At 69.5% G+C, this 13,833-nt stretch carries 9 protein-coding genes; 5 read left to right on the plus strand and 4 right to left on the minus strand.

What is annotated here, in order from left to right:
- Nucleotides 1-118 precede the first annotated feature (118 nt).
- Complete coding sequence (locus ACFV15_RS45380; RefSeq protein WP_378359353.1) at nt 119-886, plus strand: potassium channel family protein; 768 nt, start codon at nt 119-121, stop codon at nt 884-886.
- On the opposite strand, the gene ACFV15_RS45385 is transcribed toward ACFV15_RS45380, so the two are convergent.
- From ACFV15_RS45385 to ACFV15_RS45400, 4 genes are all read right to left on the minus strand, one after another.
- Nucleotides 788-2,587 (minus strand): acyl-CoA dehydrogenase, encoded by a 1,800-nt coding sequence (locus ACFV15_RS45385; RefSeq protein ID WP_378359354.1) that lies wholly within the window; start codon nt 2,585-2,587, stop codon nt 788-790. The two genes, ACFV15_RS45380 and ACFV15_RS45385, sit on opposite strands and share 99 nt — an antisense overlap.
- 75 nt (nt 2,588-2,662) lie before the next feature.
- Entirely contained in the window at nt 2,663-4,054 is a 1,392-nt protein-coding gene (locus tag ACFV15_RS45390) for a glycoside hydrolase family 28 protein (protein ID WP_378359364.1), read from the minus strand.
- 94 nt (nt 4,055-4,148) lie between these two features.
- The gene (locus tag ACFV15_RS45395; protein WP_378359355.1) at nt 4,149-4,706 is read right to left on the minus strand and encodes a hypothetical protein; all 558 of its coding nucleotides are present in this window, start codon (nt 4,704-4,706) and stop codon (nt 4,149-4,151) included.
- A gap of 74 nt (nt 4,707-4,780) precedes the next feature.
- Complete coding sequence (locus ACFV15_RS45400) at nt 4,781-6,781, minus strand: thioredoxin domain-containing protein (protein WP_378359357.1); 2,001 nt, start codon at nt 6,779-6,781, stop codon at nt 4,781-4,783.
- 70 nt (nt 6,782-6,851) lie between these two features.
- Between ACFV15_RS45400 and ACFV15_RS45405 the strand changes: the two genes are divergently transcribed.
- The 4 genes from ACFV15_RS45405 to ACFV15_RS45420 are packed head-to-tail and all read left to right on the plus strand — an operon-like array spanning nt 6,852 to nt 13,795.
- Nucleotides 6,852-8,627 (plus strand): hypothetical protein, encoded by a 1,776-nt coding sequence (locus tag ACFV15_RS45405; RefSeq protein ID WP_378359358.1) that lies wholly within the window; start codon nt 6,852-6,854, stop codon nt 8,625-8,627.
- Complete coding sequence (locus ACFV15_RS45410; protein ID WP_378359359.1) at nt 8,624-9,865, plus strand: SWIM zinc finger family protein; 1,242 nt, start codon at nt 8,624-8,626, stop codon at nt 9,863-9,865. Before ACFV15_RS45405 ends, ACFV15_RS45410 begins: the two co-directional genes overlap by 4 nt.
- A gap of 31 nt (nt 9,866-9,896) precedes the next feature.
- Entirely contained in the window at nt 9,897-11,285 is a 1,389-nt protein-coding gene (locus ACFV15_RS45415) for a 3' terminal RNA ribose 2'-O-methyltransferase Hen1 (RefSeq protein ID WP_378359361.1), read from the plus strand.
- On the plus strand, nt 11,282-13,795 hold the full coding sequence (locus tag ACFV15_RS45420) for a polynucleotide kinase-phosphatase (RefSeq protein ID WP_378359362.1): 2,514 nt from the start codon (nt 11,282-11,284) through the stop codon (nt 13,793-13,795). Before ACFV15_RS45415 ends, ACFV15_RS45420 begins: the two co-directional genes overlap by 4 nt.
- The last annotated feature ends 38 nt before the right edge of the window (nt 13,796-13,833 follow it).

Raw genomic sequence — 13,833 nt, forward strand, 5'->3', positions numbered from 1 at the left:
GGCCGGTTCTAACCGGCCAAACCACTCACGACCCCTTTTTCATGCCGCGACCGTCCACCTCGGACGTAACGTAAACGCGCTGAGCCGCGTTACCTGACCAACGAGGAGGAGTGGGCCGATGTGGGAAAAGCGCATGGAGTGGCCGCTCAATCTCGCTGCGCTACTTTTCCTCGCCGCCTACGCCTGGCCGATCCTCGACCCCACACTGAGCGCGACCGCGCGACTCTGGCTCGAGATCGTCACCTGGGGTTCCTGGACACTCTTCGCCTTCGACTACGTCGTCCGCCTCTACCTCGCCGACGACAAGCGGGCGTTCCTGAAATCCCACATCCTCGACCTGCTGATCATCGTGCTCCCGCTCATCCGCCAGCTCCGGCTGCTACGCCTGGTCGCGGTGCTCAACATCCTCAACCGCAGCGCCGCGCTGTCGCTGCGAGGCCGCGTTGTCGTCTACACCGTCGGGTCGACCGCGATGATCGTGTTCTGCGCGGCGCTGGCGGTGCTCGAAGCCGAGCGCGCCGCCGAGAGCCCGACGATCAAGGACTTCCCGGATGCCGTGTGGTGGGCGATCACCACGGTCACCACCGTCGGCTACGGCGACCGCTACCCGGTCACGCACAGCGGGCGGATCATCGCGGTCGGGCTGATGATGGCCGGGATCGCGTTGCTCGGTGTCGTCACCGCGACGCTCGCCTCCTGGCTCATCCGCCGCGTCGCGGAGGCCGAGGAGACCGCTCAGGCGGTCACCCGCGAACACCTCGACGAGCTGGGCAGGCAGATCGCCGAGCTACGCGAGATCATCGAGCATGGGCGCGGCCAGGAACTGCTCGGGAACGGCGAAGGCGTCCACGAGCCGCCTGGCGTCCGGGCGGAGTTCCGCGCATAGCCGGTTGACGGCCGCGGTCACGGCCTTCGAACCCGACGGTGTCAGACGGCCATGTTCCATGAACCAGGCTCGGTCAGCCTCGATGCTTGACAAGGCGTAGAGGTCGCATACCTTCGACAGAAGCGGGTCATCGCAGCGTGATGCGAACGACTCCAGCACCAGGCGCTCGACGTGCGCGCGGCCCGCGCGCAGCACGTGGTCCTGGGCCGCGTTGAACGTGTCGAACGGGGCTTCACCGGCTCGCCGCAGCCTGCGGGCGAGGCTGTCGACGACGTGGTCCTCGCGCTCCTCGAACATCTTGAGCTGCCAGGCGCGGTCGAGCAGCGCGTCCTCATCGACGGGCCGCAGCACTGAAGTCCGCTCTTTCACCGAGCCGACGAACTGCTCGACGACGAACCGTGCCACCGCGACAGGGCTCAGCTCCTCGAAATGCTCCTTGTAGCTGGTCAGCAGGCCTTTCGCGACCAGCTGCAGCAGTACCGTGTTGTCGCCTTCGAAGGTCGTGAACACGTCCGTGTCCGCCTTCAGGTCGGCTAGCAGGTTCTCCGCGAGATACCCCGCGCCGCCGCAGGCCTCGCGCGCGGTCTGGATCGTCGACGTCGCGTGCCAGGTCGCCACGGCCTTGAGACCGGCGGCGCGCGCTTCCAGTTCGCGCTGTTCTTCCTCGGGTGCGTCGGAGCCGATGTCGTTGAGCTTGCCGATGAGATCCTCTTGCGCGAAGTGCAGCCCGTACGACTTCGCCAGCGCGGGCAGCAGTTTCCGTTGGTGCGCGAGGTAGTCCAGCAGGACGACCTCGTCACCGTCCGGCTTGAAGAACTGACGGCGCCCCTCCGCGTAACGCACGGCGAGCGTCAGCGCTCGTTCCGTCGCGGCCCCAGCGCTCCCCGCGACGCTGACCCGGCCGCGGATCAGCGTGCCGAGCATGGTGAAGAAGCGCCGGTTGTCGCTCTCGATCGGGCTCGAATACGTGCCATCCTCAGCCACGTCACCGAACCGGTTCAGCAGCGCTTCCCTTGGCACGCGGACGTTGTCGAATGACAACCGTCCATTGTCGACACCATTGAGGCCCGCCTTGCGTCCGCAGTCCTCAATGGACACGCCGGGCACGCGGATCGGCACCATGAACGCGTGCACGCCACGGGTTTCGCCGCCGGTGATCAACTGGGCGAACACCACGGCCATCTCGCCGTCACGCGCCGCGTTGCCGATGTACTCCTTCTTCGCCGAAGCGTCCGGCGTATTGATGACGAACGAGCCGTCCTCATACGTCGCGGTCGTCCGCAGATGCTGGACGTCGGAGCCGTGCCCGTGCTCGGTCATCGCGAAGCAGCCCAGCAGGTCGAGGCTCATGATCTGGCGCAGGTAGCGCTCGTGGTGGCGCGAGGTGCCCAACAACTGCACGGCGCCACCGAACAGTCCCCATTGGACACCGGCCTTGACCATCAGCGAGAGGTCGCCGAAACCGAGCATCCCGAACGCGGTCACGGCACCGCCGACATCCGCTTTGCCGCCGTACTCGGCGTCGAAGCCCAGCGCGGGCAGATCGGTCTTCGCCAGCGCACGGAGCTGCTCGAGCACCTGGAGGCGATGCGCCTCGATCCCCAGGTCACCCGTGACGGCGACCTCCCCGACATGCGCTCGCGCGGCGCGGCGGATTTCGGCCCATCGGCCATCCAGGACGGTCGTCAGCGGATCGGTCACAGCGCCTCCAAGGTCGTGCGGCAGAGTTACCCTGCCGCACGACCGGGGAAACCGCAGTGTGACCTAGGGCGCGCCCTAGATCGGCTTTCCGTTGATCGTGGTGTTGGTGAACTTCAGGTTGTCGATGTACTTCAACGTGTTCGTGGTGTTCGAAACCCCCGCGAACTTGCAGTTCGTCACGGTGAACCCGTGTACATGCGAGTTCGACAGGCCACTCACGTTGAACGCCATCTGCCCGCACTTCGTCGACGACGAGTTGGTGATCGTGAACGGCCCGAACGACGGGATGTGGTTACCCGTCTGGCTGTTGTACGTCGGCAACACATACGCGATCGAGCGAGCGAAGGTCCCGGAAATGCTGTCCAGGTTGATGTTCTCGGAGAAACCGCCACGCTTCGTGTTCGACTTCACGTACAGCGCGAACTTCGTTTCACCCTTCACGGTGAGCTTGTACGCGTAGACGTTGCGGATGCCGCCCGTCTGCTCGCTGCCGCAGGTGATCGCGCCCCAGTTGCCGTTCATGACGCAGTTCGCGACCACCAGGTTCTGGCACGGCACGTTGACGCGGCGGCCGTCGTCGTCACGGCCGGACTTGATGGCGATGTTGTCGTCGTGCGCACCCAGGTTCGAGTTCACGATGACCACGTGGTCGCACGATTCGGGGTCGCACGCGTCGGTGTTGGAGTGCGCGGTGCTCGAATCGGTGGTGACGCCGTCGACCGTGACGTTCTTGCACAGCGTCGGATGCAGCTGCCAGAACATCGAGTTCTTGAGCGTGATGCCCTGGATCAGCACGGTCTCGCACGAATACGGCTCGACGAACGCCGACCGCATGGTGTGGCCGGAACCCGGCACGATCCGCTTTTCCGGCGGGGTTCCCTTGGACACCAAGGATTCGAGGTACGCGCGATCGGTGCCCTTGTTCCACGATGACGTGCTGTTGGCGTCGAGCGTGCCGGTGCCGGTGAGCGCGATGTTCTTCTCTTTGAACGCGTAGATCATCGGCGAGCGGTTCATGCACTCGATGCCCTCGTACCGGGTCAGCACGGTCGGGAACTTCGAGGCGTCGCCGCTGAACTTCAGCACCGAGCCGGTTTCCAGGTGCACGTCGACGTTGCTCTTGAGGTACACCGCACCGGTGAGGAAGGTGCCTTTCGGAACGATCACGTGCCCGCCGCCCGCGGCGTTGCAGGCATCGATCGCCTTCTTGATCGCGGCGGTGTTGTCCGTGCTGCCGTCGCCCTTCGCGCCGTACGCGGTGATGTCGAACTTCGCGTCGGGGAAGGCGGGGAGCGTGGTCTCCGCGACGATCTGGTTCGCCGCGGGCCACGGGAGGTCGGGCACGTTGACGGTGTACTGGGCGGGTGCCGCCGCGGCCGAGCGGGCCAGCAGCGGGGCGGCGACCGCCGCGCCCGCCACTGCGAGCCCGCCCTTGATCAGCTGCCGACGGTTGATCCTGCCGTCCATGAACGCCTTCTTTCGCATGCGAAGAAACGTGGTGTCATGACGGCGGAGTCACTACGCGAGAACTGTAAGCGGTTTTCTCACCGCTGGTCCATACCTAACCCAGATCGGGGCCCTTCGCGCGCAGGTCGTCGACCTTCGACATGGCTTCCCGCAGCTCACCGAGCCAGCTGTCGGCGTGCTGGCCGACCAGCCGGACGGCCCACGCGAGCGCCTCCGACCGCGAGCGCGCGACGCCCGAGTCGACGAGCGTGTCCAGCACCAGCCGCTCCGGCTGACGCAACCGGGTCATCACGGGCGCCGAAAGCGTCGTGAACAGCTCGGTGGTGCCGCCGATCTTCGCGCCCCAGGCGACCTTGCGCTGGTAGCGGTGCTCGGCCTGCCTGGCGATCTCGATGCGCGCGTCGCGGGTCTCCTCGCGGAACCGGCTGATCCGGCCCGCCTCGGCCGCGGCGCGCGCGGCGTCGTCCTCGTACTCGCCGGTCAGCGCGGGCAGCTCGCCGACGACGACGATCTCCTCGCGGTCGACGGTGACCTCGGCCGCTCCGGTGAACCAGCCGTCGGGCAGGCGCCCGCCGAACCAGCCCGCCGCGTCGTCCGCCGAGGGCACCTCACCCTGTTGCCAGCCGCCTCGGCCTTTCCAACCTCGCACCATGGGTTCCTCCGTAGCGATTACATGATTACATCGCTACTCACGCTACGCCGGAATCACCCGTCCAGGGGACGCGTTCACCGTCGGCGGACAGCCTCGGCCAGCTCCTCGACGCTGGTGACCGGGCGGTCGCAGACGTACCCACGGCAAACGTATGCAGCTGCGGCTCCGTCGATGGGCGGGCGGTCGTGCAACAGCGGGACGCAGCCCGGCTCGCCGCCCAAGACGATGCCGCCGCCGTGGATTCCACGGGCCGCGGTCGTGACCAGCGCCTCGCGCTCGGGGCCGACGACGGCGACCTGGACGGGCCCGGACTCCATGGCCTCCGCGACGGTCAGCCAGTGGCCCGCGAACCGGGGCACCTTCGCCGCCAGCTCGCCGACGCGGCTCAACGCCTGCTCAGCGGCTTCGCGGTAGCGCGCCGCGTGCTCCGCGCCGGCCAGCGCCGACGCCGTCAGCAGGGCCTCCGCCAGCGCCGAAGCGCCTGCCGGGCTGGCGTTGTCCGTCGGGTCGGCCGGCCGCTGTACCAATGCCTCGGCGTCATCGGCGGTGTCGTGGAACGCTCCGGGCTCGCCCTCGACGGCGAACCTGGCGAGCGCGATGTCGAGCAACTCCGTCGCACGAGTCAGCCAACGCGGTTCGGCGGTCGCCTGGTGCAGCGAGAGGAAGCCCTGTGCGACGCAGGCGTAGTCCTCGAGCACGCCCTGCGCGTCGCCGACGACGCCGTCGCGCGAGCTGCGGCGGAGTCGTCCGTCGACCAGGTGGACGCTGACCAGCAGTTCGGCGGCCCGGTACGCGGCGCCGATCCAGTGCTCGTCCTCCAGCGCCACTCCCGCTTCGGCCAGCGCGGTGATCGCGAGGCCGTTCCAGGAGGCGATGACCTTACTGTCTTTGCCCGGCTGCGGACGGCCAGCGCGGACGGCGAGCAGAGCGGCGCGGACCCGCTCGAAGCGCTCATCGTCGTCGGGGTCGCTGAGCAGGCGCAACGTGGACGCGCCCTCCTCGAACGTGCCCTCCTCGGTGACACCGAACAGGTCGGCCGCCCAGGCGCCGTCCTCGTCGCCGAGGTGTTCGCGCAGCTGAGCGGGTGTCCAGACGTAAGTGAGGCCTTCGACGCCGTCGGTGTCGGCGTCCAGCGACGCCGCGAAGCCGCCCTCGGGGGTCGCGAGGTCACCGAGCAGGAACGTGCCACAGCCCTTGGCGACCCGCAGCGCGTTCGCGTCACCGGTCCGGCGTGCGAGGTGCGCGTAGAGCCTGAGCAGCAAAGCGTTGTCGTACAACATCTTCTCGAAGTGCGGCACGACCCAGCCCGCGTCGACCGAGTAGCGGGCGAACCCGCCGGCGAGCTGGTCGTAGATGCCGCCTCGGGACATCGCGCTCGCGGAGTCCTCCACAATGGACAGAGCGTCGACCGAGCCGGTGCGCTCGTAGTGCCTGAGCAGGAACTCGAGGACCATGGACGGCGGGAACTTCGGCGCGCCGCCGAAGCCGCCGTGCCGCGGGTCGACGTCGGCGGCCAGTTTCTCCGCCGCCACCTTGAGCGTTTCAGCGTCCACAGTGGACGCCGGCAGCGGGCCGGTCCGCTCGGCGAGGTGCGCGATGATCTGACCGGCGCCCTCGCGCAGCTCGTCAGGACGCTCTTTCCAGGCGTCCGCGACGGCCACGAGGAGCTGCGAGAACGACGGCATGCCCTGCCTCGGCGTCGGCGGGTAGTAGGTGCCGCAGTGGAACGGTTTCCCGTCCGGCGTGAGGAAACAGGTCATCGGCCAGCCGCCCTGACCGGTCATCGCCTGGGTCGCCGCCATGTAGACGGCGTCGATGTCAGGGCGCTCCTCGCGGTCGACCTTGATGTTGACGAAGTTCGCGTTCATCAGCGCGGCCGTGCCCTCGTCCTCGAACGACTCGTGCGCCATCACGTGGCACCAGTGGCAGGCCGCGTAGCCGACCGAAAGGAGGATCGGCACGTTGCGCCGTTCGGCCTCCGCGAGCGCTTCGGGACCCCACTGCCACCAGTCGACGGGGTTGTCGACGTGCTGGAGGAGGTAGGGGCTCGTGGCGCTCGCGAGGCGGTTCGGCATGGGTCCAGGGTCGCACGTTCCAAAACTGTCGTACCCCTCGGGCAGACTGATGGAGAGTGAAGGGGGAACCATGATGAATCCGTCGGAAACCGCCCTGACCAGCAAGAACGACCGCGACCTTCTCGCGGCGCTCACCTCGGCGAACGGCCGGGCCGTCCGGGAGGCGGCAGGCCTGCTCGGCGAGCCCGGGCGGCCGCTGGACGTGGCGGCGTTTCTTTCGACCGTGCCCGCCGCGTTGCTCCATCCGGAGAAGATCACCGCGCGGGCGGTACTCACCCTGCTCGAGAAGGTCGGCGAGGAGGAGCCGATCGGCGCCGCGGTGGCCGCCGCGCGCGCGTTTTCCCATCCACACGAACAAGTTCAGCGGCACGCGGTCGGCCTCGTGCGGCGGCTGGCAGGCGAAACCTGGCCGCCTGAAGTCCAAGCCCAGGTCAGCGCGCTGTCCACGCCGGTGCGCCGCGAACTGGGCCTGGCGCCTGCCGGGCGAGACGTCCCGATCGCCTTCCCGCCACCACCGGCGCCGCGTTCACTGCCGCCGATTCCCCGTACGGCAAGGGAAATCGCGGACGCGGTGACCGAGATCCTCAGTCACACAGCGGATCCGCTGCTACTGGAGGTCACCATCACGGGCCTGCTCGGTGCCCGTGAAGCCGATCTGCTCGAGCTGCGACGGCTGCTCGAGCCGTCGGCGCGCGCTCGCCGTGAGCACGATCCGGGATGGAGCTGCCCGGTCGAGCCGTTCATGGATCTCGTGCGCGCGGTGGTCGACGGCGTCACACCGCCCGCGCCGCCGTCGTCGGCCATTCGCGGGGCCCGCTGGTGGCACAGCGCGGTTTTCCTGCCACCGAACCCGTTGTCGCTCGTGCTGCTGCGGCTGCACGAGCTGGCGAAGATCGTGGCCGCGGGAGGGCGGCCACTGGTCACGGCGCAGCCGTCTTCTCCGGATGGCAGCGTCGAGCCGGGAAGGCGGCTGCCCGGCGCCGAGCAGCCCGTCGAACGGCTGCTGACGTTGCTGCGGACGCCGCCGGAGCACCGCGTCGAGTCGCCGTTACCTCGGTACGGCATCCAGGTGGTGTGCGGCGAGGTCGCCACGCACCGGTACGCGTCGTCGACCGGCCTGCCCGAGCGCATGGCCGTCGCGCGGCTGACGGCCGGGCTGGGTTCGCCGACGCCGTCGGATCCCCGGACATTGCTGGTCGAGTCCGACGATCCGTTGCAGGAGGCCGAGCTGCGGCTGTCGCCGAACCGGTCGGCGCTGCTGCCGTCGGCGTTGTCGTACTGGCCGCTGGTGCTGCCGTTCGAGCCGGATCTGCTGGCGGCTCACTGGCTACCGCACGTTTCGTCGGCGGCCGGTGACCGGGACGGCTACGGCGCGGCGACCGCGCTGAACTGGCTCGCGACGGCTCCGGTGGAACTGGGACCTGCCGGCCCGGCGGCCTTCGCGGTCTCGTTGGGAGCCAAGGAGGTCGCGGCACGCGTGGCCGCGGCGGAAGCCATCGCCGCACGCTCCGCCGTGTCCACAGTGGACGATATCGGCCTCTCGCTCGCCGAGCTGGTCGCCAGTGGCGTGGTCAAGCCGAGCCGGGCGGGCCGTGCGCTCGGTGAGGTCGTCGAGATCGCCCCGAAGGCGGCGTGGCACATCGCGGCGACGGCGCTGCCGCAGCTGCTGGCGGCGAACACCAGGGACACGCATTTCCTGCTCGCCGCCGCGACCGAGGCCGCGGCGAAGCTCGGCAGCGTGGCCGTGACCAGCGGCGAGCTGGAGGATCTCCTCCTGCGGACCGCGCAGTTCCCCACTCAGCGCGGCCAAGCCGCGCGCAACCTGATCGCCGAGGTGAGCGCATGAGTTTCGACCACACGCACCGCTACCAGGGCGCTTCATCCCTTTCCGAGAACAAGCTGCTGCTGTCGACGGCGGAGCGGGCAGGCGCGCATCCCGAGTTCTTCTCGGGCAGCCTGACCAGCCCCGCCGAGTCGGCGACGGCGCTGCTCGCCGTCGCCGAGGTCGCGGGGAAGCGGTACTACACGCCGCCCGCGATGCTCGCCGCGCTCCGGCGGCCAGCCGACCCCGTGGTCACCAGCGACGGGGAACGGCTGCGGTTCGAGTCGTTTTCCGCCTGCTGCGGGGTTTACGCCCGCTACGATCTGCTGGCCGACGGGCTCGACGGCGACCTGCAGGGCACCGGCACCACGAACGTCGATGTCAACGAGCCGCTGCGGAAGGCGCTGACCAGGATCGGCGCTTCCGGCGATCTGCGGCTGCACGTCGGGCCGGATCGCATGGTCGCGATGACCGGCGAGGAGGCGCTGATCGAGAAGCGGGTCCCGCTGCCGCAGCGGTGGCTGCGTGGCTTCGCCGAAGTCCAGGCCGCGTCCGCGCGCACCTCGCCCCGGATCCAGGTCGGCGCGGCCGAGGCCGTGCGGTTCCTGCGTGGCCTGCCTCGGCATTCGGGCAGGGCGCCGCTGTGGGCGGTACAGGCCGGGAGCGGCCTGCGGCTGACCTCGCGGCCGTCGCCGCGCGCGGTCTGCCTGGCAGGCACCGAACGGCTTCGGGGGCTGCTCCCGTTGCTGCGGTTCGTGCGCGGCCTGGTCGTGCACGGGCCGGAGGTCGGCGCGAACAGCCTGCCCGCGCCGAGCGTGTGGGAATGGCAGCTGAGCACGGGCCGGGTCGTGCTGGCGCTGAGCCCTGAGCTGTCGCGTGGGTTCTCCGGTGAGGGCAGCGTGCTGTCGTCGCTGAGCGAGGAAGGGCTGACCGACGACGCGGAGCTGATCGCGGCGCTGCGGGTCGGCTATGACGTGGCGGAGTCGGCGTACTTCCCGCGTGAGCTGCCGTTCGACCCGGCGAAGATCGAGTCGAAGCATCCGCGGCTCAAACACGCGCGGCAGCTGGTCGCCGGCGGCCTCGTCCGGTCCGAAGTGGACGGAACCGCGTACGTCCGCAGCGGCGAGCTCGAACATCGGGTGACCGGCACCCGCTGCACCTGCCAGTGGTGGACGCATCACCAAGGTTCGCGAGGTCCGTGCAAGCACGTGCTGGCGGCGAAGATCTACCTCCGTGGGGGCGCAATGCAACAAACCGCATGACGGGCGGGTGGTGATCAGTCAGGATCACTGAGTGCTTCTGACGATCACCACCACCCACGGGCCCGCGACGGACCTGGGCTACCTCCTGCACAAACACCCGGAGAAAGCCCAGTCGTTCGCCATCGCGGCGGGCACCGCGCACGTCTTCTACCCGCGGGCGACCGCCGAGCTCTGCACGGCGGCCCTGCTGGTGGAGGTCGACCCGATCGAGCTGGTCAGGGGCGGCGCGACCACCCTCACCCAGTATGTGAACGACCGGCCTTACGCCAGTGGCTCACATCTGGCGGTGGCGCTGCGCGCGGTGTTCGCCACGGCGATGTCCGGCCGCTGCGATCTGCGGCCCGAGCTCGCCTGCCAGGCGATCCCGCTGACGATCCGCGTGCCGTCGCTGACCGCGCGGGGCGGCGCCGAGCTGGTGCATCGGCTGTTCGAGCCGCTGGGCTGGACGGTCGAGACCAAGCCGGTCGCGCTGGACCCGGCGTTCCCGGACTGGGGCGACTCGCGCTATGTCGACATGTCGATCATGGGCACGTTCCGGCTGGCCGACGCGCTGAAGCACCTCTACGTCCTGCTGCCGGCGCTCGACGGCGACAAGCACTACTTCGTCGGCCAGGACGAGGCGGACAAGCTGCTGAAGGTCGGCGAAGGCTGGCTCGGCGCGCACCCGGACCGTGAGCTGATCACCAACCGGTACCTGGAGCGCCGCCGCACCTATGTCCGGTACGCGCTGGAGCAGCTCGCCGAGGCCGACGACATCCCGGCCGAAGCCGAGCCGAAGGTGACCGAGGCGCCCGAACAGCGTCAGCCACTCGCCGTGCAGCGCCAGGGCAGTGTCCTCGCGGCACTGCGCGCGGCGGGCGCGCAGCGCGTGCTCGACCTCGGCTGCGGCGGTGGCGCGTTGCTGCGCGTGCTGATGGACGACACGACGTTCACCGAGATCGTCGGGCTGGACGTCTCTTCGAGTGCGCTCGATTCGGCGGAGCGGCGGCTGAAGCTGGACCGGCTCCCCGAGTTCCAGCGTGCGCGGATCACGCTGCGGCAGTCGGCGCTGACCTATGCCGACCCCTCGCTCGCCGGGTACGACGCGGCGGTGCTGATGGAGGTCATCGAGCACGTCGACGAGGAGCGGCTGCCCGCGCTGGAGCATGCCGTCTTCGCGGTCGCGCGGCCGCGCACCGTCATCGTCACGACGCCGAACTCCGAGTACAACAAGCACTTCGAGTTCCTGCCGGAGCACAGTTTCCGGCACGACGACCACCGGTTCGAATGGACGCGCGCGCAGTTCCGGGAGTGGGCCGGCGGCGTCGCCGCGCGGTGTGGCTACGACGTCCGGTTCCTGCCGGTCGGACAGGAAGACCAAGTTTCAGGACCGCCGACCCAAATGGCGGTCTTCACCGTACGAGAGGAGGTGGCGGCGTGAAGCTGACCATTCCCGACATGTCCCTCATCGTGCTCGTCGGCGCCTCCGGCTCCGGCAAGTCGACGTTCGCGCGCACCCATTTCAAGCCGACGCAGGTGCTCTCCAGCGACACCTTCCGCGGGCTGGTCTCCGATGACGAGAACGACCAGGCCGCGACGGGTGACGCGTTCGACGCGCTGCACTACGTCGCGGCGAAGCGGCTCGCCGCCGGGCGGGTGACGGTCATCGACGCGACCAATGTGCAGAAGCCTTCGCGGGCGAGCCTGGTCAAGCTGGCCAAGGAACACGACGTGCTCCCGACCGCGATCGTGCTGGACCTGCCTGAGCGGGTTTGCCTGGCCCGTAACGAAAAGCGGGCCGACCGCGCGTTCGGCGACCATGTGATCCGGCGTCAGCGCAACGAGCTGAGCCGCTCGCTGAGGTTCCTGCAGAAGGAGGGCTTCCGGCGCGTCCACGTGCTGCGCACCGAGGAGGAGGTGGCCGAGGCGGAGATCGTCATCGAGCCGCTGCTGAACGACCGGCGCGAGGTCACCGGGCCGTTCGACGTGATCGGTGACGTGCACGGCTGCCGCGAGGAGCTCGAAGAACTGCTCGCCGAACTCGGCTATGTCGCGAGCGCCGGCGGTCCCCGGCACCCGGAAGGCCGGATCGCGCTGTTCGTCGGCGACCTGGTCGACCGGGGCCCTGACACACCCGGCGTGCTGCGCATCGTGATGGACATGGCCGCCAGCGGCAGCGCCATGGTCGTCTGCGGCAACCACGAACAGAAGCTCGTCCGTGCGCTGCAGGGCAAGAAAGTGACCGTGCGGCACGGGCTCGCCGAGTCGCTGGAGCAACTCGCCGAGCAGGACGAGGAGTTCCGCGCGAAGGCGACCGCGTTCTGCGACGGCCTGGTGGCGCACTACGTCCTCGACGGCGGCAAGCTCGTCGTGGCGCACGCGGGCCTGCCCGAACGGTTCCACGGCCGTGCGTCGGGACGGGTGCGCAGCACCGCGCTCTACGGCGACACGACCGGCGAGACCGACGAGTACGGCCTGCCGGTCCGGCTGCCGTGGGCGCGCGACTACCGCGGCGCCGCGACCGTCCTCTATGGACACACGCCGACGCTGGACGCCGAGTGGATCAACAACACCATGTGCCTGGACACCGGTTGCGTGTTCGGCGGCAAGCTGACGGCACTGCGTTACCCCGAGCGGGAAGTCGTCTCGGTCAAGGCCAAGAAGGTCTGGTACGAGCCGACGAAGCCGCTGGGCCCCAGCTCGCCCACGCGTCCGCACGCCGTGCTGGAACTCGGCGACGTCACGGGTAAGCGGATCGTGCAGACCCAGCACCACGGCCGTGTCGGTGTGTCCGCAGAGCAGTCGGCGGCGGCGCTCGAAGTGATGAGCCGGTTCGCGCTCGACCCGCGTTGGCTGCTCTACCTGCCCCCGACCATGGCGCCGAGTTCGACGTCCGCGCAAGAGGGCTACCTCGAGCACCCGGAAGAGGCGTTCGCGGAATTCCGGGCGGCCGGTGTGCAGTCCGTGGTGTGCGAAGAAAAGCACATGGGCTCACGTGCCGTCGTGCTGGTGTGCCGCGATGAAACGGTCGCGCCGGCACGCTTCGGCATCGACGGCGGCGGTGCCGTCTACACGCGCACCGGGCGCCCGTTCTTCGCGCCGGAACAGAACGCCCAGCTGCTCGACCGCGTCCGCGCGGCCGTCACCGCGGCGGGTCTCTGGGAGGAGCTCGACTCGAACTGGCTGCTGTTCGACGCCGAACTGCTGCCGTGGAGCGTCAAGGCGGGCTCGCTGATCGCCGACCAGTACGCGTCGGTCGGCGCGGCGGCCCAAGCCGTGCTGCCCGCGGCCGTCAGCGAACTGGCGGCGGCGGCCGAGCGCGGCATCGACGTCACCGCGCTGCTCGACCGCACTCGCCAGCGCTCGTCGGACGCGGACGCCTACCGCGACGCCTACCGGCGCTACTGCTGGCCGACGAACGGTCTGGACGGCGTCCAGCTGGCCCCGTTCCAGCTGCTCGCCTCGGAAAAGGCCGCGCACCAAGAGCGTCCGCACGCCTGGCACCTCGCGCTGGCCGCCCGGCTCGCGGAAGCGGACGGCGACCTGTTCAAGCTGACCGGCACCCGCCTGGTCGACACCACCGACACCGCCTCCGTCACCGAAGGCACCCGCTGGTGGCTCGACCTGACCGAGGCAGGCGGCGAAGGCATGGTCGTGAAGCCGGCGGCCAACCTGACCCGCGGCGCCCGCGGCCTGGTCCAGCCGGGCGTGAAGGTCCGCGGCCGCGAATACCTGCGCATCATCTACGGCCCCGACTACACCCTCGAGGAGAACCTGACCCGCCTCCGCAAACGCGGCCTCAACCGCAAGCGCTCACTCGCGCTGCGCGAGTACGCACTCGGCCTCGAAGCCCTCGACCGCACCGCCCGAGGCGAGCCGCTGTGGCGCGTCCACGAGTGCGTCTTCGCGGTGCTGGCCATGGAGTCGGACCCCGTCGACCCCCGCCTATGAGTCGTGAGCGGTATGGCCGGTCAGAACCGGCCATACCG

This window comes from Amycolatopsis sp. NPDC059657 (assembly GCF_042734395.1).
Lineage (GTDB): Bacteria > Actinomycetota > Actinomycetes > Mycobacteriales > Pseudonocardiaceae > Amycolatopsis.

Coding starts and splice junctions, on each gene's coding strand:
- ACFV15_RS45405 (WP_378359358.1), top strand. CDS start 6,852: ATGATGAATCCGTCGGAAACCGCCCTGACCAGCAAGAACGACCGCGAC.
- ACFV15_RS45410 (WP_378359359.1), top strand. CDS start 8,624: ATGAGTTTCGACCACACGCACCGCTACCAGGGCGCTTCATCCCTTTCC.
- ACFV15_RS45390 (WP_378359364.1), bottom strand. CDS start 4,054: ATGGACGGCAGGATCAACCGTCGGCAGCTGATCAAGGGCGGGCTCGCA.
- ACFV15_RS45395 (WP_378359355.1), bottom strand. CDS start 4,706: ATGGTGCGAGGTTGGAAAGGCCGAGGCGGCTGGCAACAGGGTGAGGTG.
- ACFV15_RS45400 (WP_378359357.1), bottom strand. CDS start 6,781: ATGCCGAACCGCCTCGCGAGCGCCACGAGCCCCTACCTCCTCCAGCAC.
- ACFV15_RS45380 (WP_378359353.1), top strand. CDS start 119: ATGTGGGAAAAGCGCATGGAGTGGCCGCTCAATCTCGCTGCGCTACTT.